Consider the following 17,556-nt stretch of genomic DNA (forward strand, 5'->3'; position numbering starts at 1 on the left):
CCCGATCTTGATTGTCGTAACCGATCTTGCCGCATGAGCGGCTCATATCGAGCACCAAATGCACACTATTCATATCGTCTCGGGCGCCGTTGCCCGGGGTCACCCGCCACCTCAGACGGCCGGGACCGCCTTGGTCAGCGCGTTGATGATCCGGTCGGAGGCGTCGCCGCCCCGCGGATCGGTGAGGTTGGCGAGAAGCTTGAGCACGAAGCGCATGAGCACGGGGTGCGGCATGCCGTGCTTGGTCGCGAACTGCATGAGGGACGGCTTGCCGATGATCTTCACAAACCAGCCGCCGAGCCGGTAGTACCCGCCGTAGGACTGCTTGAGCGCCTGCGGGTAGTACTGGAACATCCGTTCCCGCCGCTCCGCCGGCATGGCCAGACCCTGCACCGCGACCTCGGCCGCGAGCGCCCCGGACTCCATCGCGTACGCGATGCCCTCGCCGTTGAAGGGGTTGACCATGCCGCCCGCGTCGCCGACCAGCATCACGCCGCGCGAGTAGTGCGGCACCCGGTTGAAGCCCATCGGCAGCGCCGCGCCCTGGGTCTGCCCCTCGGCGTTGGCCTCCCGGAAGCCCCACTCCTCGGGGGTGTTGTCCAGCCAGTCGGTGAGCATCGTGCGGTAGTTCGTCTTGCCCCACGCGTCGGACGAGTTCAGGATGCCGAGGCCCACGTTGACCCGGCCGTCACCCATGCCGAAGATCCACCCGTACCCCGGGAGCAGGTCATCACCGCTCTCCTTGCTGCGCAGCTCCAGCCAGGACTCCAGGTAGTCATCGTCGTGCCGCGGGCTGCGGTAGTAACGCCGCACCGCCACACCGAGCGGCCGGTCCTCGCGCTTGGCGATGCCCAGCGACAACGCCAGCCGCGCCGACACCCCGTCGGCCGCGATGACCAGCGGCGCCCGGAACTCAAGCGGCTCCTTCGCCTTCGTCGTGGCGGTCACGCCGATGACCCGCCCGGTGCGCTCGTCGAGCACGGGCCCGCTCACGTTCACCCCGGTCTTCAGGCGCGCGCCGGCTTCCTGCGCGCGCTTGGCCAGGATCTCGTCAAAATCCATCCGGGTACGGGTCAGGCCGTAGTCGGGGAAGCTCGCGAGCTGCGGCCAGTCCAGCTCCAGCCGCACGCCACCGCCGATGACGCGCAGGCCCTTGTTGCGCTGCCAGCCCGGCCCGTCGGTCGGCACACCCATCGCGACGAGCTGCTTCACGGCGCGCGGGGTCAGCCCATCGCCGCAGACTTTCTCGCGTGGAAATTCCGTCTTCTCCAGCAGCAGCACGTCAACCCCGTGCTGCGCGAGGTGGAAGGCAGCGGCGGAGCCGGCGGGTCCGGCGCCGACAACGATGACATCAGCGGTTTCGCTGGTCACGCTGGTCCCGGCCACCGGTCACCTCCTCGCGTCGGTCCTGCCTCGCGAAAGCCGCTCGTGAAACTCTTCACAAGCTCTATCCGGCAGAGTCTAGAACCGGCCACCCCACCCCGCCTTCTTAGGTAACCCTAACTACAAAATGCGCGGCCACCTGCGGGATGCCAGCCGGAAGAATGGCCGCCAGCATCCGGAAATATCCGCCTATCTGGACCAGCCTCGCATGTCGTGCCGGCCGCCTGCCGCATCAAGACCACTGTTTCGTGTACCAGCGTGCAGCTGGACTACACCCTGGTACACGAAACGCCGATCAACGGGTGCGCGCCAGCAGGCCACGGATCGTGGCGGCCACATGGTCGGGGCGCTGCGTCACGTCGCGCCAGGTGAAACGCAGCACGGTCCATCCGGCCGCGACCAGCCGGTTCTGTCGCGACCGGTCACGTTCAAAGTCCGCCCGCGCCGAGTGATACGCCCACCCGTCAAGCTCGACAACAAGCTTCACCTCGGCGAACACGAGATCGCCGACGCCTATCAGGCCGGCGTCGTCGTAGATCGGCATGTTCGCCACCCAGCCGTTGATCCGCGCGTTCCTCAGTAACACGACGGCCCGCCGCTCGGCCGCTGACCGCGCTCCCGACCCGAGCAGCCGAATCAGCCGGACCAGTCGCGGTGTGCCCGCCCGTCCGAGGTCGTCTCGCACCCGCCCGCACAGATCATCGAACGTGATCCGACGCTCGCGCATGGCCCTGTCGAGCATGTCGACCGCCGGAGTGTCCGGCAGTAACCGCACGCAGTCGACGATGGTCCGCCCGACGGAGGTGACGGGCAGCCCACCTCGGACTCGCCGATCCACGGCGGCGACCGGGACCCGAATCAACACCAGGTTGCCCACCCGGGGATGGCACCCGACCGGCACCGCCAGGCACGTCCGGTCGTCGGGGACCCAGATCCCCCACCGGCGCGCCGCGGACGGCCCTGCCAGCAGCCCACCGACGGCCAGCAACGCGGCACGGTCGCGTGCCGCCGGGGTCACACTCACGCCGGGAAGAGCCAGCACCTGCCCCAGCACGTGCTGCCAGGCACCGCTGCGTGTCCGCTGCCGGATCTGATACGCCGAGTACCCGCAGGCTGTCGCCTGGGCGCGGGTGAAGAGGCCATCCTGCGCGTCGGCGAGGCGGCGCAACGAACCGTCATTCATGCCGCCCGAGCCTGGCGGACGGAGGGGCCGCCCCCGTCCTTATCCACAGGAAGGGCTAGTTATCCACAGGGCGGGTGGCGCGGTGGAGGGCGACGATGCCGCCGGACAGGTTGCGCCAGCCGACGGACGCCCAGCCGTTGTCGGTCATGATCGCGGCGAGCCCGGCCTGGTTGGGCCACGCGCGGATGGACTCGGCGAGGTAGACGTACGCGTCCGGGTTGGAGGAGACCCGTCGGGCCACGGCCGGCAGGGCCCGCATCAGATAGGACAGGTACGCCGTCCGGAAGGGGCCGAAGGTGGGGTGGCTGAACTCGCACACCACGATGCGGCCGCCCGGCCGGGTGACGCGGGCGAGTTCGCGCAGGGCACCGGCCGTGTCCACGACGTTGCGCAGGCCGAACGAGATCGTCACCGCGTCGAACGACTCGTCGGCGAACGGCAGGGCCAGCGCGTCGCCCGCGAGCAGCGGCACGTCGGGCCGGCGGCGGCGCCCGGCGGTGAGCATGCCCAGCGACAGGTCGGCACCGACCACGGTGGCGCCCGAGCGGGCCAGCTCCTGCGTCGAGACGCCCGTGCCGGCGGCCAGGTCAAGACACCGTTCGCCCGGTTGCAGGGCCAGGGCCCGGCGGGTCTGCGTGCGCCACGAGCGGTCCTGCCCGAACGACAGGATCGTGTTCGTGCGGTCGTACTTCTCCGCGACGCCGTCGAACATCTCGGCGACCTCGTGCGGCTGCTTATCCAGACTGGCCCGGCTCACGGCCCCACTGTGCCAGACGGCGAAAGGTCAGTTGACGTCGACCAGTGGCAGGTTGATCCGGGTGCCGGCGCCGCCGCCGGGCAGGGCGATGGACGAGAAGTGCGACACGACGCGCTCGTCGGTCGGGTCGTCGGCCGGGGTGCGGTGCACGGCGAGGTGGGCGTACCAGGTGTCGCGCTGCGCCGGGATGCGGTCGGCCGTACGGATCATCGAGATGAGCTCGTGCAGGTTGGACCGGTGCCGGGCGCCGGCCGAGGAGATGACGTTCTCCTCCAGCATGATCGAGCCGAGGTCGTCCACGCCCATGTGCAGGGCGAGCTGGCCGACGTCCTTGCCGGTGGTCAGCCACGAGGCCTGGAGGTGGGCGACGTTGTCGAAGAACAGCCGGGCGACCGCGATGAGGCGCAGGTACTCCAGGGAGGTCGCCTGGGTGCGGCCCTTGAGGTGGTTGTTCTCGGGCTGGTAGGTCCACGGGATGAAGGACCGGAACCCACCGATCGCGGCGCCCTTCTCGGAGACGGCGACGGGGACGAAGCCCCGCGACACCGCCAGGTCCTGCACGTCGCGGATCATGCGCAGGTGCTCGATGCGCTCGGTGGCGGTCTCGCCCGTACCCATCATCATCGTGGCGGTCGAGTCGATGCCCTGCGCGTGCGCGGCGGCCATGACCTCCAGCCAGCGCTCGCCGGACTCCTTGAGCGGCGCGAGCGCCTTGCGGGGCCGCGCGGGCAGCATCTCCGCGCCGGCCCCGGCGATGGAGTCGAGGCCGGCGGCCTTGATGCGCGCGATGGCCTCGTCGATGGAGACGTCCGAGACCTTGGCCATGTGCATGATCTCGCTGGGCCCGATGGAGTGGATGACCAGCTGCGGGAAGGCGGCCTTCACGCCGGAGAACAGCGACTCGTAGTACTCGACGCCGTACTCCGGGTGGTGGCCGCCCTGGAGCATGACCTGCGTGGCGCCGAGTTCGACGGCCTCGGCGCACCGGCGCAGGATCTCGTCCATCCCGTGCGACCAGCCCTCGTGATGCTTGGGCGCGCGGTAGAACGCGCAGAACCGGCACGCGGTCACGCACACGTTCGTGTAGTTGATGTTGCGGTCGATGATGTACGTGACGATGCCCTCGGGGTGCCAGCGGCGGCGCACCGTGTCGGCGGCCTCGCCGAGCGCGTGCAGCGGGGCCTGCGTGTAGAGCAGCAGCGCCTCGTCCGGAGTGATCCGGCCGCCCTCGGCGCCGCGCTGCAGGATCGAGTCGATGTCGCCGTTCGTCGTCACGGTTCCGAGAGTACGTGGTGCCCGCGGCCCCGCACCTACGGGCACAAGATCAGCTTGCGTCGCGGTGGGCCAGCCGTTCCTGGGCGCGCTCCCCCCGCCGCGCCACGGGCACGTGCGCCCCGGCCTGGGCCAGACCGAACAGCGGCATGTTGCCGTAGATCGTCTCGTAGTCGCCGGCCCGCACGACGAAGGTCTCATGCCAGATGCCGACGTCGCCGCTGGTGCCCACGGCCCTGTTGAACGCCTTCCACGCCCCCCGGTGGGTGTACCTGGGGTCGCGGGCGAACGTCATGAGGTCCTCGGTGGTGCGCCAGTACTGCACGAGGATCGTGGTCCGGCCGAACCAGCCCTGCTGGCCGAGCATGCCGATCGATGGATCGGCCGCCTGCGCCCGTTGCATGGCGGGCATCGCCATCGCGACCGGGAGCCACTTGTGGATCTTCCACAGCTTGTTGATGCGCATGCCGATCAGGAAGACCACGAAGTCGCCCTCGATGTCGGCGGTGAAGCGACCGGGATGCACCTTCGCCATGACGTACTCTCCTAGATAGTGATGCTATCCGTAATAGATAGCATCACTATCCGCCCTTGAACCGCGAAACGCAACCACAAATCGGAGATCCAGTGCGCATCGCCGAACTCAGCGCCCGCAGCGGCACGAGCATCCCGACGATCAAGTACTACCTGCGCGAGGGCCTGCTCCCGGCCGGCACGGCAACCGGGCGCAACCAGGCCGACTATGGCGAGGAACACGTACGCCGGCTACGCCTCGTGCGGGCCCTCATCGATGTCGGCGGGGTGCCCATCGCGACCGTGCGCGAGGTGCTGGCCGCCGTCGACCAGACCGACCTGCCGCCGCACGACCTCCTGGGCGTCGCGCACTGCCTGGTGCCCGCCGCCACGAGGCGCGACCACGACGACCCCGGATGGCGCGCGGCCCGGGCCGAGGTCGACGCGATCGTGGCCGAGCGCGGCTGGTGGGTCCACGAGCGGGCACCCGCCCGCGACGCGGCGGCCGACGCGATCGCCGCGCTGCGCGCCCTGGGGCAGGACGACCTGCTGGAGAACCTTCCCGTGTGGACGGACGCCGCCGAACGCGTCGCGCAGGCGGAGGTCGCCAAGGTCGTCGCTCGCGGGGAGCCCGCCGCCATGGTCGAGGGCGTCGTGACCGGCACGGTGCTCGGCGAGGCCGTGCTCAACGCGCTGCGGCGGCTCGCCCAGGAGGCCGCCTCCGCGCGCCTGCTGGGCGCGACCCCGGGCTAGGGTCGAAGCCATGGCTGATCTCACGTACCGCCGCCTCGGCGCCTCTGGCCTGGTCGTCTCCGCCGTCGGGCTCGGCTGCAACCGCTTCGGCCGCAAGCTCGACCAGGCGGGCGCCACCGAGGTCGTCGCCGCCGCGATCGACGCCGGCATCACGCTGTTCGACACCGCCGACATCTACGGCGGCCCGCCGGGCAGCTCCGAGGAGCAACTCGGGCGCGCCCTGGAAACCCTCGGCCGCCGCGACGACGTGATCATCGCCACGAAGTTCGGTCACCGCGACTACAGCAACCTCCCTGGTGCGGAGCACGGCGGTCTGGGCGGGCGTCGCTACATCCGGCGGGCGGTCGAGGCGTCGCTGCGCCGGCTGCGCACGGACTACCTCGACCTCTACCAGCTCCACACGCCCGACCCGCAGACTCCGATCGAGGAGACCCTCGCCGCGCTGACCGAGCTGGTCGCCGAGGGCAAGGTGCGCTACCTGGGCAGCTCCAACTTCGCCGGCTGGCAGATCGCCGACGCCGCGTGGACCGCCCGCGCCGGCCACCTGGCGCCGTTCATCAGCGCCCAGAACGAGTACTCGCTGCTCAACCGCGAGGTCGAGGCCGACGTGCTGCCGGCCGCCGAGCACTTCGGCGTCGGCTTCCTGCCCTTCTTCCCGCTGGCTAGCGGCCTGCTCACCGGCAAGTACCGGCGCGGCGAGGCCGCGCCCGAGGGCACCCGGATGGCCGAGGACGCCTGGGCTTCGCGGTTGGCCACCGCGCCGTGGGACCTCATCGAAAACCTCGAGGAGTACGCCCGCCAGCGCGGCATACCCCTGCTCAGCGTCGCGATCGGCGGCCTGCTCGGGCGGCCGTCGGTGTCCTCGGTCATCGCGGGCGCCACGTCAGCCGACCAGGTGCGGGCCAACGCGGCCGCCGGTCACTGGTTGCCCACGCCGGACGACCTGACCGAACTGCGCGAGGTGCTTCAGCCGAGCAGCCGCTCCGCCCAGTAGAGCTGACCGCGGGGGCCGACGAAGACCAGCGCGACGAGGAAGTCGTCCGCGGAGAGCTGGGTCACGTCCGGGCGCAGCTGGGCGACGAACGTGATCGGGCCGGGCGTGTCCGGGTGGGTGAGCAGCGCGTCGCCGGGCGCGTGCAGCGTGCTCTCGGCCTGCCCGGTCGCCACCGCGGACAGCCAGTCGTACTCCTGGGCGACCTCGTCGAGCTCGCCGTCCCAGCCGGACGTGACCTCCTCGGGTTTCGGCCCCACGCCGAACAGCGTCGGCGCGACCGCGTTCGTCGGCTTGTGGATCACCAGGATGGCCAGCCGGCCGTCGTGGGAGGCGCCCTTCGGCACGGTCCAGCTGACCTGCCCGACCAGCAGCTGTCGGCCCGGCTCGGCATCGAGGAACACGGCCTCGGCGGCCGGCCCGCCGAGCCGGTTCAGCGCGGCCCGCTCGGTCTCCGCGGTGACCACCTCGACGACCGCCCTGGGCGCCATCGCGTCCGGCCCGTACGGCGGGCGCACCAGCCACCACCACAGCGCGACCCCGACCAGAGCGAGTGCCACCAGCACTGCCGCGATCGTGGTCAGCACCCGCCAGCGGGGCGCCCCCTCGGTCTCAAGGTCGTCCGGAACGGTGATCTCTGCGGCAGTCACGGCGACAAGTTCACCATCCCGCCGCTATCGACGCCAATCTCACGCCAAGGGGATGGTCACCAGCGCGGGTGACGTGGGCCCGGTCGAGCCGCCCGCGGGCTCCACGGTGACGCCCACCTGGTCCGCGTCGCCCAGCTCCGGCACGAGGGCCATCCCGGCCCGCTGCCCGGGCTCCATCACCGCGGCCGACACCGCCTCGGCCTGGCCGCGCATGAGCCACAGCTGGTAGACCCGGCCGTCCGGCGGGACCGGCAGGTCCGACATGACGACGACCGCGGCCTCCCGGCTGCGCGACTCCGCCAGCGTCACCCGTCCCCCGGCCACCGGTACGGTCCGTACCATCAGATCAGCCGCCGTGAGCACGTCGTTCATCTCCGCCTGGTCGGCGGCGAGCCGGTCCGCCCGCGCGCGTTCCTCGCGTACCCGTTGATCGGAAACCACCCACGACGCCGTCGCCGCGGCCACCGCGACGACCACCGCGGCGCTCGCGAGCGCCGCCCAGCGCCGCCACCGTCGCACCGACGACGTGTCGTCCGTGCCGCTGCGCCGCGTCTGGCGGGTCCTGGTGATCTCCGCGAGGACGCGCTCGCGCAGGCGCGGCGGCGGCGCCTGCGCGACCGTGTCCGCGAGCCGGGCGGCCGTCTCGCGCAGCTCCGCGACCTCGGTCGCGCACGCCGTGCAGTCGCGCACGTGCCGGGCGAACGCGGCCCGCTCGACATCGTCGAGGGCATTCAGGGCGTACGCCCCGGAGAGGGCGTGGATGTCGACACTCATCCGACCGTCACCCCCAGGCAGTCCCGCAGCCGGATCAGCCCGTCACGCATCCGCGTCTTGATGGTCGGCAGGGCGCTGCCGAGCAGCTCGGCGACCTCCCGGTAGGTGTGCCCGCCGTAGTAGGCCAGGGTGATCGCCTCGCGCTGCAACTCGGTGAGCCCCTTGAGGCAGCGGCGCACCTGCTGGCTCTCCAGGCGGGCGGTGGCCGCCTCGACAACCTCGTCGTAGGGGGTGTCCGAGGTCGCGGCCCGGCGTTCCCGATCCGCGCTGGCCTGCGCCGCCCGTACCCGGTCCACGGCCCGCCGGTGCGCGATCGTCAGCACCCACGCCGACGCGGACCCCTTGCCGGCGTCGAACCGCCCGGCCGTCCGCCACACCTCGACGAGGACCTCCTGGGCGACCTCCTCGGCCTGCGCCGGGTCGCGCACGACGCGGCGCGCGATGCCGTACACCTTGGGGGCGAAAAGATCATAAAGTTCGCCGAAGGCGCGCTCATCGCCGCGCGCGACGAGCGCGAGCAGGTCCTCCGGGCCGGCCCCGCCCCCGGGTGCCGCCCCGGCCCGCTCGGCCGGTTCACCGCTGGGTATCACCGATCACGCCCCTTCCCGCCGCTACCACACACCGTATTCGGCACACCCGCCCGTCCGGATGGGCACGGTCGGGCCCTACGCGTCGTAGTCGACCGTGAGGTGGTCGGTCAGGGGGGTGGATTGGCAGGTGAGGACATAGCCGGCGGCCACCTCGGCGGGGCGCAGGGCGTAGTCGCGGGCCATGCTGACCTCGCCGTCGGTGACGCGGGCGCGGCAGGTGGCGCACACCCCGCCCCGGCAGGAGTACGGCAGTTCGCCGCGCACCCGCAGCGCGGCATCCAGGACGCGCTCGCCGGGCCGCATCCGCACGGTGGATTCACGGCCGTCGAGCAGCAGGGTCAGGCTCGTCCCGCCGGACGGCAGGGCTTCGGGCCCCGCCGGCGCCTCGTCGACGTGGAACAGCTCGGCGTGGATCGCGTCGTCCGGTACCCCGCGTTCGGCGAGCACGCCGCGGGCGTCGAGCACCATGCCGTACGGACCGCACAGGAACCATTCGTCCGCGGTGGACAGGTTCAGCGGCCGGGCGTCGAGCAGGGCGCGGATGCGGTCGGCGTCGAGGCGGCCGTTGAACAGGTCGCCGGCGCCCCGCTCGCGGGACAGCACGTGCACGACCTGCAGTCGGGCCGGCCAGCGGTCCTTCAGGTCGGCGAGCTCGTCGGCGAACATGACCGTGGCGGCGGCCCGGTTGCCGAACACGACGCTCGCCCGGCTCAGTGGCTCGGCCCGCAGGGCGTCGGCGACGATCGACAGCACCGGGGGGATGCCGGAGCCGGCGACGATCGCGCCGTAGTGCCGCGCCCGACGCGGGTCGACGTCCGCGGTGAAGCGCCCGGCGGGCGCCGAGAGGTCCAGCGGGTCGCCGGGCCGCAGGCCGGCGATGTGCCCGCTCACCACGCCGCCGGGCAGCAGCTTGACGCCGATGCGCAGGGTGCCGTCGGCCAGCTCGGCGGGGGTCGAGCACAGGGAGTAGGAGCGCCGCTCCTCGCGACCGCCGACGGACGCCCGTACGGTCACGTGCTGGCCGGCCGCGAAGGCGTAGAACCCCCGCTGCGCCGCCGGCACGCGCAGCGTCACGACGACGGCGTCGTCGGTCAGCGCCGTCACCGCGGCGACCGCCAGCGGGTGGAAGTCAGTGCGGCTTGACATGGGTGAACGGCTCCCGGCACTCGTCGCAGCGCCACAACGCCTGGCAGGCGGTCGCGCCGAACCGCGACAGCTCACTGGTCCGCGTCGAGCCGCACTGCGGGCACGTCACCGCGTCCTCGTTCAAGATCGGCAACGATCGGGGCGGTGGCGCGATGCCGGCCGCCGCCAGCTTGGCGTGGCCGGCGGAGGTGATCCAGCCGGTCGTCCACGGCGGCGACAGTCTCGTCCGTACGAGGGCGTCAGGGTGACCCGACGCGGCGAGCGCCGCCCGGATGTCGTCGGCGATGGTCGCGAGCGCCGGGCACGCCAGGTACGTCGGCGTGATGGTGACCTCGACCCGCCCGTCGACGATCGCCACATCCCGCAGGATGCCCAGGTCCTCGATGGTGAGCGTGGGCAGCTCCGGGTCGACGACCGTCCCCACCGCCGCGCGCACCGAGGCGAGGGTGCTCACCACGTCGCCCCTGGATGGGCCCGGTGCGTCGACTGCATCTCGGCCAGCAGGTAGGACAGGTGCTCCGTGTGCCGCCCCACCCGGCCGCCGGTCGGCTGCCAGCCGTCGGCCGGGCGTGCCAGGGTGGCCTTGGCCAGCACGGGTTCCACGATCGCGAGCCAGTCGGCACGCTCGATCAGCCCGGTCAGCTCGTGCGTGTAGGGCCACAGGGCGTCCACGGCGTCCTGCATCCGGCCGTGCGACTCGGCCGTGCCGTCGCCCAGCCGCAGCGTCCACTGTGTCGCGTGGTCGAGATGGTAGGCCGACTCCTTGCGGGCCTTCGCCGCCACCGCGCCGAGCGCTCCCGGCTCGCTGTCCGCGAGCCGGTCATACAACATCTTCTGGTACGCGGCGAGGAAGAGCAGCTTCGCGGTGAGTACGCCGAAGTCGCCCCACACGCTGCCGCCCGGGTCGTCGGGCAGCTCCACCAGCAGGCAGTTGCGGAACTCGTGGGCCTCGCGGTGAAACGCCAGCTCGTCCTCGTCCCCGAGCGACGACAGCAGCGCGCGGGCCACCCCGAGCTGGTCGAGGGCGATGTTGGCCAGGGCCACGTCCTCCTCCATCGTCGGTGCGCGGCTCACCCAGGCGAGCAGGCGCTGCGCGGCGATGAGCGCGTCGTCGGCGATGGCCAGCGCGGTCATATCCCCGGCGCTCCGTCGGGCACCTCGTAGAACGTCGGGTGCCGGTAGACCTTGTCGGCGGCCGGGTCGAAGAACGCGTCGCGCTCGTCGGGGCTGGACGCCGTGAGCGCGGCGGCGGGCACGACCCAGATGGACACCCCCTCCTCGCGGCGGGTGTAGAGGTCGCGCGCGTAGCGCAGCGCGGACGCGGCGTCCTCGGCGTGCAGGCTGCCGACATGGGTGTGGGACAGCCCCCGGCGGGGTCGCACGAACACCTCGTACAGGCTCATCGGTTCTTCTCCGCGTAGGCGGCCGCCGCGTCACGTACCCACTGGTGTTGATCGTGGGCGCGGCGGCGGTGACGCATCCGGTCCCGGTTGGCCGGGCCGTCACCGGCGACCACGGCCATGAGCTCGTCGTAGTCCGGCGGGGTGAAGTCGTAGTGGCCGCGCTCGTCGTTCCAGCGCAGGTCGGGGTCGGGCAGCGTCACGCCGAGCACCTCGGCCTGCGGCACGCACAGGTCCACGAAGCGCTGGCGCAGGTCGTCGTTGCTGTGCCGCTTGATGCCCCAGGCCATGGACTGCTCGGAGTGCGTGGATGCCGCGTCGGGCGGGCCGAACATGGCCAGGGACGGGTACCACCAGCGGTCGACCGACTCCTGGGCCATCCGTCTCTGCTCCCGCGTGCCGCGCGTCAGCGTGTAGAGCACGTCGTAGCCCTGCCGCTGGTGGAACGACTCCTCCTTGCAGATGCGGACCATCGCCCGGGCGTACGGGCCGTAGGAGCAGCGGGTCAACGGCACCTGGTTGACGATCGCGGCCCCGTCCACGAGCCAGCCGATCGTCCCGACGTCCGCCCAGCTCAGCGTCGGGTAGTTGAAGATGCTCGAGTACTTGTGCCGGCCCAGCAGGAGCGCGTCGACCAGTTCGTCGCGCGGCACGCCGAGGGTCTCGGCGGCGGCGTAGAGGTAGAGGCCGTGTCCCGCCTCGTCCTGCACCTTGGCCAGCAGGATCGCCTTGCGGGCCAGGCTCGGCGCGCGGGTCAGCCAGTTGGCCTCCGGCTGCATGCCGATGATCTCGGAGTGGGCGTGCTGGGCGATCTGGCGGATCAGGGTCGCGCGGTAGGCGTCCGGCATCCAGTCGCGCGGCTCGACCCGCTGGTCGGTCGCGATCAGCTCGTCGAAGTACTCAACGACGCCCGCCACGGTCTCAGTGTTACAGCAGGCATTCACCTGGGCAAGACACTGTAATAGTCAGGCCCCTGACCAGAGCGCGTTCACCCGGTGACGGTACGAATTCATGAACTGGTGTTGACCGATGTCCGGTTTAACCCGCTAAGGTGTTGGGGCCGCCGAGCCCGGCGCATGTCCATACACGGCCACCACGGCGCCCCGATCCCCCCGAGGTCCCCTCCGTGTCAACCGAAAACGATCCCTCGCATCCGTACGCCGGCGTCTGGCCGCCCGTACCGCAGCAACGCACAGGCGCCGGAGACGAGGAGGCGGTCCGACGGGACACCGCCGGGCAGCCGTACACCCCACCCGCCTACGGCGGGCCCAACCCGTACCCGGCCGAGGCCTACGGCGCCGAGCCTGAACGGGGACCGCGGCACGCGCGGCCGGCCGCGCCCGGTGCCCGCCCGCATTACGGTCCCGACCGGCCACGCCCGGTCGACCCCTACAGCGAGCACACCGGCTCGGGCGCGGTCTACGGCACCGGCCACTACCCCGCGCACCGGCCGGGTCACACCGGGTCGAACGCCCACCTGGCGACCGGCGGGTACGCCACCGGTCAGGCCGCCCCCGGCCACCACCGGGAGGCGCCCGCCCCCGCGCCGGCCTACGGCTGGGACGACTCCGGATCATGGTCGGGCTCCAGCCAGAGCTATCCGGCCACGCGACCGGGCTACAGAGGTGAACACAGCGGCGCGTCCGGCTTCGACAGACCGCTGGTCGGCGACAGGCCGCACCTGCCCCGCCCCCGCGCGGCGGCACCGACCATCACCCGCCCGGGCCACGCCGCGCCGCAACCGGCGCCGCGCCGCCGCAAGCGCGCCACCGGCTGGTGGATCGCCCTGATCGTCGTGGCTGTCGTGACCGTCGGCGCGGGGCTGCGGTTCATCCCGGGCGCCCCGCTCGCCCCGGCCGGCACGTCCGGCGATCAGTCCGGCAACACGATCGCCGCCGCGCGCGCCCCGTCGCCGAAGTCCGACGCTCCCCACACGTCCGAGCCGGCCCTCACGCCGCTGCCCTTCCGCTCGACGAACGTGAGCCTCAAGACCACGGGCTTCTGGAGCTGGGCGCTGCTCGACCGGCGTACGGGCGCGATCGTGGGCTCCCGCAACTACGCGTCGACGAGCACCACCGCCTCCATGATCAAGGCCTGGCTGGCCGCCGACTACCTGCGCCGGGCCGCCGAGCACGGCGAGACGCCGAGCTCCTCCCGGCTGCACACGATCGAGATCATGATCCGGGACAGCGACAACAACGCCGCCGGCACGATCTACAACGCGGACGGTCGCACCGCGTCCATCAACCGCCTGATCAAGATGTGCAAGCTGACGGACAGCCGGGCCACCCGCGGCGAGTGGAGCCGCACGTACGTCTCCGCCCGCGACACCGTACGGATGGGCGACTGCATCGCCGACGGCGTCGCCGCCGGCAAGAAGTGGACGCCCTGGCTGCTCAACATGATGCGCAAGGTCCGCGGCGTGGGCGACTTCGGCATCCGGGCCGCACTGCCCGAGCCGGCCGCGGCCGAGGTCGCCATCAAGAACGGCTGGCTGCTGCGCGACGAGGACCTGAAGTGGCACGTGTCCTGCATGGCGATCGGCGGCACGTGGGTGATGTCGGTGCTGCAGCGCTATCCGAGTACGGGTGACTGGAACGGCGACTTCGCCCACGCCCGCAGCGTCTGCAAGCAGGTGGCCGCCCAGCTGCTCGCCGCCGCCACCCGCTAGGACCGATCAGCGGACGAAGAACTCCGGGCCGCCCGCCGGCAGCTCCGGCACCGCGCCGCGGGCCGCCGCCCGGCGCGCGAACTCGCGGATGCCGTCGACCTGCCGCCCGCCGAGCGAGAAGTCCAGCGCCCGGAAGTAGTTGGCCAGCGTGCCCGCGTCGAACGCCTCCCAGCGCGACGCGGCCGCCGCCACCTCGTCCAGTTCGGACATGCACAGGTCGCGGGAGCGCAGGAACGCCTCGTGCACCTCTTTGACCACGCCCGGGTGGCGGGCGGCGAAGTCGCGGCGGACCGCCCAGACGGCGAAGACCATGGGATGACCGGTCCAGTCGCGCCATGCCTCGCCCAGGTCGGTGACGGTGAGCCCACGCGCCGGCGCCTCGTGGCGGGCGCGCAGCGCGACGTCGCCGATGAGCACCCCGGCCGCCGCCTCGAGCAGCATCTCCGAGAGGTCGGGCGGGCAGCGGTAGTAGTCCGGACGTACCCCGTGGTGATCTTCGAGGAGGAGCTGGGCGAGCAGGACGCCCGTGCGGGATGTGGAACCCAGCGCGACCCGGGCGCCGTCGAGCGCGGCCAACGGCTGCTTCGACACGAGGTTGACCGAGAGCACCGGGCCGTCGCTGCCGACCGCCAGATCGGGCAGCACCAGCAGCTCGTCGGCGTGGCGCAGGTACTCGACGAGCGAGATCGGGCCGATGTCCAGGTCACCGGCCACGAGGGCGTCGTTGAGGTGGTCGGGCGTGTCCTTGTGCAGATCGACGCCGAGCAGCGCCCCGGATCGCATGAGACCCCAGTAGATGGGCAGGCAGTTGAGGAACTGGATGTGCCCGACCCGGGGCCGCGAAAGGGCGCTCATGGTCACCCACGCTAGCTCACGGGCGCGGCGCCACCACCGGTCACCAGGTAAATCACATGCGACCAGCACCACGACCCGGGTAGACTTCTCGGCCGCGCAAATGGCGCATCAAAGGGCACAGCCGGCACCGCGTCCCCCGCGGAGCGCCGGGCGGCCGTCATCCCACGCCCACACCGGGAGCGAGCCTGTGACCGATCCGCTGGACCCCGAACGCGACCACCTCGTCCGCTCCCGCACCGCGCTGGCCCGCATGCGCCGCCACGCGGAACATCTGTTCACCACCGGCGACCAGGTAGCCGGCGACGCGTACAGCTCCGAGACCCTCGGCCGCACCCTGCGCCAGCGGGTCGCCGAGCTCGCGGACGACCCGAGGGCGCCGCTGTTCTTCGGCAAGCTCACCTTCGACACCGGTGAGCACGCCGGCAACCGGTACCACGTCGGGCGCCGGCACATCACCGACGAGGCCGGCGACCCGCTCGTCCTGGACTGGCGCGCCCCGCTGAGCCGCACCTTCTACCAGGCGTCCGCCCGCGACCCGCAGGGCGTGGCGGTGCGCCGCCGCTTCGGCTGGGCGGTCGGCACGAGCGGGGCCACGCTGAGCGGCTTCGAGGACGAACACCTCGACCGCGGCGAGGAGCTGGGTACCGCCTCGCGCATCCTCACGGAGGAGATCGAGCGCCCCCGCGTCGGCCCGATGCGCGACATCGTCGCCACCATCCAGCCCGAGCAGGACGTGCTGGTCCGCGCCGAGCTGGACGCCTCCATCGCCGTGCAGGGCGCGCCGGGCACCGGCAAGACGGCCGTCGGCCTGCACCGCGCCGCGTACCTGCTCTATGCCCACCGCGAGCGCCTGCGCCGCTCGAAGGTCCTGGTCCTCGGCCCGAACCGCGCGTTCCTCCGCTACATCGAGGCGGTCCTGCCCGCGCTGGGCGAGGTCGACGTGGCACAGTCCACGGTGGATGAGCTGATCGCGCGGGTCGAGGTCCGCGGCACGGACACGCCGGCGGCCGCGGCGCTCAAGCACGACCCGCGCCTCGCGGTGATCCTGCGTCGGCGTCTCGGGCAGTACGTCCGCGAGCCCGAGGACCCGCTGACCGTCACGGACGGCTCGTGGCGCTGGCGGATCAGCGTCGACGCGCTGCGCCGCATCGTCGACGACGTACGCCGCGAGGACCCGCCCCACGCGCTCGGCCGCGAGCGGGTGCTCGCCCGGGTGATCTCGATGCTGCTGCGCCAGGCCGAGGCGAAACGCGGCGACTCCCCGCCGGAGACGTGGCAGCGCCGCATGGCCCGCCGCCCGGAGGTCCGCGCGTTCCTGGATCACGTGTGGCCGGCCGTGACCCCGGAGGAGCTGGTGTTCGCGTTCCTGTCGGACCCGTCGCCGGCGGCCGGCATGCTCACCGAGGCCGAGATCGCGACCCTGGCCTGGGCCAAGCCGCCCCGCACGGCGAAGGCGGCGACGTGGTCGGCCGCTGACGCGGTGCTGATCGACGAGGCGGCGGGCCTCATCGAGCGCCTCCCCTCGTACGGGCACATCGTCATCGACGAGGCGCAGGACCTGTCCCCCATGCAGTGCCGGGCCATCGCGCGCCGCTGCGAGCACGGCTCCTTCACCCTGCTCGGCGACCTGGCGCAGGGCACCACGCCGTGGGCGTCGCGGGACTGGGCTGACACGGTGACCCACCTCGGCAAACCCGGTACGCCCGTGGTGCCGTTGACGACCGGCTTCCGGGTGCCGGCGGCCGTGGTGGAACTGGCCAACCGGCTGCTGCCGGCACTGGACGTGGCCGTGCCGCCGGCCCGGTCGCTGCGCCGCGACGGAACGCTGCGCCTGGCGCCGGTCACCTCGCTGGTCGAGGCCGCCGTGGACGAGGCGCGGGCGGCCCTCAAGCAGGAGGGCTCGGTCGCGCTCATCGCCGCCGACGCGGCGGTCCCCGCGCTCGCGGCCGCGGTCGAGGCGGCCGGCCTCGACGCCGAACGGGTGACCGTGCTGCCCGCTTCGCTGGCCAAGGGCCTGGAGTACGACCACGTCATCGTGGCCGAGCCGGCCGACATCGTGGCGGCCGAGGAGCGCGGGCTGCACCGGCTCTACGTCGTCCTCACCCGCGCGGTCTCGCGGCTCGTCGTGGTCCACACCCGACCGCTGCCGGCGGTGCTGGCCGCCTGACACGACGGAGGGGCACCGTGCGCTCGCACGATGCCCCTCCGTCCAGACGGCTCGCCGTTGAACCGCCCGTGGTCGTTAGACGCTGCTGCGGCGCCCGTACGCCCCGGCGACCAGGAAGACCCCGAGCGCGGCCAGGGCGACCTGGATGAAGAACTCGATCCAGTCGAAGCCGCCGGTGTCCTTGACGCCCAGCGCGCCGGCGATCACGGTGCCCAGCAGGGCGGCCGCGATACCCACGACGATGGTGAGCCAGACGGGCATGTTCTGGCGTCCGGGCACCACGAGACGGCCCAGCACGCCGATGATGGCGCCTACGATGATGGCAGTGATGATGCCGGTCGCTGTCATTGTCAACCTCCGGGATAACCCATGTGACTGCTGACGATGTGATGCCCGGGACCCTTGCGGGCCAAACGCCACCCGGGCTGTGGATAACGGGCGGGTTGTCGGA

Annotated in this window: 18 protein-coding genes and 1 pseudogene; 4 read left to right on the forward strand and 15 right to left on the reverse strand. The window is 72.2% G+C overall.

Annotation, left to right across the window (positions count from 1 at the left end; all coding sequences use genetic code 11):
• Window positions 1–111 precede the first annotated feature (111 nt).
• From ABD191_RS02005 to ABD191_RS02025, 5 genes are all read right to left on the reverse strand, one after another.
• Window positions 112–1,386, reverse strand: coding sequence for a geranylgeranyl reductase family protein (locus ABD191_RS02005; RefSeq protein ID WP_344076039.1), 1,275 nt, complete (start codon window positions 1,384–1,386; stop codon window positions 112–114).
• A gap of 292 nt (window positions 1,387–1,678) precedes the next feature.
• The gene (locus ABD191_RS02010) at window positions 1,679–2,566 is read right to left on the reverse strand and encodes a DUF559 domain-containing protein (RefSeq protein WP_344076041.1); all 888 of its coding nucleotides are present in this window, start codon (window positions 2,564–2,566) and stop codon (window positions 1,679–1,681) included.
• Between the two features lie 55 nt (window positions 2,567–2,621).
• Window positions 2,622–3,323, reverse strand: a complete 702-nt coding sequence (locus tag ABD191_RS02015; RefSeq protein WP_344076043.1) for a demethylmenaquinone methyltransferase — start codon at window positions 3,321–3,323, stop codon at window positions 2,622–2,624.
• 27 nt (window positions 3,324–3,350) lie between these two features.
• On the reverse strand, window positions 3,351–4,598 hold the full coding sequence (gene mqnC / locus ABD191_RS02020) for a cyclic dehypoxanthinyl futalosine synthase (protein WP_344076045.1): 1,248 nt from the start codon (window positions 4,596–4,598) through the stop codon (window positions 3,351–3,353).
• Window positions 4,599–4,647: 49 nt separating this feature from the next.
• Entirely contained in the window at window positions 4,648–5,130 is a 483-nt protein-coding gene (locus ABD191_RS02025; protein ID WP_344076047.1) for a DUF4188 domain-containing protein, read from the reverse strand.
• Between the two features lie 92 nt (window positions 5,131–5,222).
• Here ABD191_RS02025 and ABD191_RS02030 point away from each other — a divergent pair, with 92 nt between their 5' ends.
• Together ABD191_RS02030 and ABD191_RS02035 are read left to right on the forward strand one after the other, a co-directional pair.
• Window positions 5,223–5,861 (forward strand): MerR family transcriptional regulator, encoded by a 639-nt coding sequence (locus tag ABD191_RS02030; RefSeq protein WP_344076050.1) that lies wholly within the window; start codon window positions 5,223–5,225, stop codon window positions 5,859–5,861.
• 10 nt (window positions 5,862–5,871) lie between these two features.
• Complete coding sequence (locus tag ABD191_RS02035) at window positions 5,872–6,855, forward strand: aldo/keto reductase (RefSeq protein ID WP_344076052.1); 984 nt, start codon at window positions 5,872–5,874, stop codon at window positions 6,853–6,855.
• On the opposite strand, the gene ABD191_RS02040 is transcribed toward ABD191_RS02035, so the two are convergent.
• From ABD191_RS02040 to paaA, 8 genes and pseudogenes are all read right to left on the reverse strand, one after another.
• A complete protein-coding gene (locus ABD191_RS02040) occupies window positions 6,828–7,502 on the reverse strand; it encodes a hypothetical protein (protein WP_344076054.1) in 675 nt (224 codons plus the stop codon). The genes ABD191_RS02035 and ABD191_RS02040 overlap by 28 nt on opposite strands.
• Window positions 7,503–7,541: 39 nt before the next feature.
• Complete coding sequence (locus ABD191_RS02045; protein WP_344076056.1) at window positions 7,542–8,276, reverse strand: anti-sigma factor; 735 nt, start codon at window positions 8,274–8,276, stop codon at window positions 7,542–7,544.
• Window positions 8,273–8,863 (reverse strand): ECF RNA polymerase sigma factor SigK, encoded by a 591-nt coding sequence (gene sigK / locus ABD191_RS02050; protein ID WP_344076154.1) that lies wholly within the window; start codon window positions 8,861–8,863, stop codon window positions 8,273–8,275. The genes ABD191_RS02045 and sigK overlap by 4 nt, the downstream gene beginning before the upstream one ends.
• 78 nt (window positions 8,864–8,941) lie before the next feature.
• Window positions 8,942–10,012: a 2Fe-2S iron-sulfur cluster-binding protein gene (locus ABD191_RS02055; protein ID WP_344076058.1), complete on the reverse strand. Its 1,071-nt coding sequence runs from the start codon at window positions 10,010–10,012 to the stop codon at window positions 8,942–8,944.
• Window positions 9,996–10,466 carry a 1,2-phenylacetyl-CoA epoxidase subunit PaaD gene (gene paaD / locus ABD191_RS02060; protein WP_344076059.1) on the reverse strand — a complete coding sequence of 157 codons (471 nt, stop codon included), beginning with the start codon at window positions 10,464–10,466 and terminating at the stop codon, window positions 9,996–9,998. The genes ABD191_RS02055 and paaD overlap by 17 nt, the downstream gene beginning before the upstream one ends.
• Complete coding sequence (paaC, locus tag ABD191_RS02065; RefSeq protein ID WP_344076061.1) at window positions 10,463–11,146, reverse strand: 1,2-phenylacetyl-CoA epoxidase subunit PaaC; 684 nt, start codon at window positions 11,144–11,146, stop codon at window positions 10,463–10,465. The genes paaD and paaC overlap by 4 nt, the downstream gene beginning before the upstream one ends.
• On the reverse strand, window positions 11,143–11,415 hold the full coding sequence (gene paaB, locus ABD191_RS02070; RefSeq protein ID WP_344076063.1) for a 1,2-phenylacetyl-CoA epoxidase subunit PaaB: 273 nt from the start codon (window positions 11,413–11,415) through the stop codon (window positions 11,143–11,145). The genes paaC and paaB overlap by 4 nt, the downstream gene beginning before the upstream one ends.
• A pseudogene (gene paaA, locus ABD191_RS02075) lies at window positions 11,412–12,311 on the reverse strand (1,2-phenylacetyl-CoA epoxidase subunit PaaA); the annotation flags it as partial. The gene paaB and the pseudogene paaA, both read right to left, overlap by 4 nt.
• A gap of 227 nt (window positions 12,312–12,538) precedes the next feature.
• Here paaA and ABD191_RS02080 point away from each other — a divergent pair.
• A complete protein-coding gene (locus tag ABD191_RS02080) occupies window positions 12,539–14,083 on the forward strand; it encodes a serine hydrolase (RefSeq protein WP_344076065.1) in 1,545 nt (514 codons plus the stop codon).
• A gap of 6 nt (window positions 14,084–14,089) precedes the next feature.
• Here ABD191_RS02080 and ABD191_RS02085 read toward each other — a convergent pair whose 3' ends face one another.
• On the reverse strand, window positions 14,090–14,938 hold the full coding sequence (locus ABD191_RS02085) for a menaquinone biosynthetic enzyme MqnA/MqnD family protein (RefSeq protein ID WP_344076067.1): 849 nt from the start codon (window positions 14,936–14,938) through the stop codon (window positions 14,090–14,092).
• Between the two features lie 100 nt (window positions 14,939–15,038).
• Here ABD191_RS02085 and ABD191_RS02090 point away from each other — a divergent pair, with 100 nt between their 5' ends.
• Window positions 15,039–17,105 (forward strand): HelD family protein, encoded by a 2,067-nt coding sequence (locus ABD191_RS02090; protein WP_425560630.1) that lies wholly within the window; start codon window positions 15,039–15,041, stop codon window positions 17,103–17,105.
• A gap of 75 nt (window positions 17,106–17,180) precedes the next feature.
• On the opposite strand, the gene ABD191_RS02095 is transcribed toward ABD191_RS02090, so the two are convergent.
• Window positions 17,181–17,453: a GlsB/YeaQ/YmgE family stress response membrane protein gene (locus ABD191_RS02095; protein ID WP_344076071.1), complete on the reverse strand. Its 273-nt coding sequence runs from the start codon at window positions 17,451–17,453 to the stop codon at window positions 17,181–17,183.
• Window positions 17,454–17,556 lie beyond the last annotated feature (103 nt).

The sequence above is a fragment of the Luedemannella helvata genome (assembly GCF_039528415.1).
In the GTDB taxonomy this organism is placed as follows: domain Bacteria; phylum Actinomycetota; class Actinomycetes; order Mycobacteriales; family Micromonosporaceae; genus Luedemannella; species Luedemannella helvata.

Bases quoted from the DNA above. Each gene is read 5' to 3' on its own strand.
- ABD191_RS02010 (WP_344076041.1), bottom strand. From the start codon at position 2,566: ATGAATGACGGTTCGTTGCGCCGCCTCGCCGACGCGCAGGATGGCCTC.
- ABD191_RS02025 (WP_344076047.1), bottom strand. From the start codon at position 5,130: ATGGCGAAGGTGCATCCCGGTCGCTTCACCGCCGACATCGAGGGCGAC.
- ABD191_RS02035 (WP_344076052.1), top strand. From the start codon at position 5,872: ATGGCTGATCTCACGTACCGCCGCCTCGGCGCCTCTGGCCTGGTCGTC.
- ABD191_RS02045 (WP_344076056.1), bottom strand. From the start codon at position 8,276: ATGAGTGTCGACATCCACGCCCTCTCCGGGGCGTACGCCCTGAATGCC.
- ABD191_RS02055 (WP_344076058.1), bottom strand. From the start codon at position 10,012: ATGTCAAGCCGCACTGACTTCCACCCGCTGGCGGTCGCCGCGGTGACG.
- paaC (WP_344076061.1), bottom strand. From the start codon at position 11,146: ATGACCGCGCTGGCCATCGCCGACGACGCGCTCATCGCCGCGCAGCGC.
- paaB (WP_344076063.1), bottom strand. From the start codon at position 11,415: ATGAGCCTGTACGAGGTGTTCGTGCGACCCCGCCGGGGGCTGTCCCAC.
- ABD191_RS02085 (WP_344076067.1), bottom strand. From the start codon at position 14,938: ATGAGCGCCCTTTCGCGGCCCCGGGTCGGGCACATCCAGTTCCTCAAC.
- ABD191_RS02090 (WP_425560630.1), top strand. From the start codon at position 15,039: ATGGCGCATCAAAGGGCACAGCCGGCACCGCGTCCCCCGCGGAGCGCC.
- ABD191_RS02095 (WP_344076071.1), bottom strand. From the start codon at position 17,453: ATGACAGCGACCGGCATCATCACTGCCATCATCGTAGGCGCCATCATC.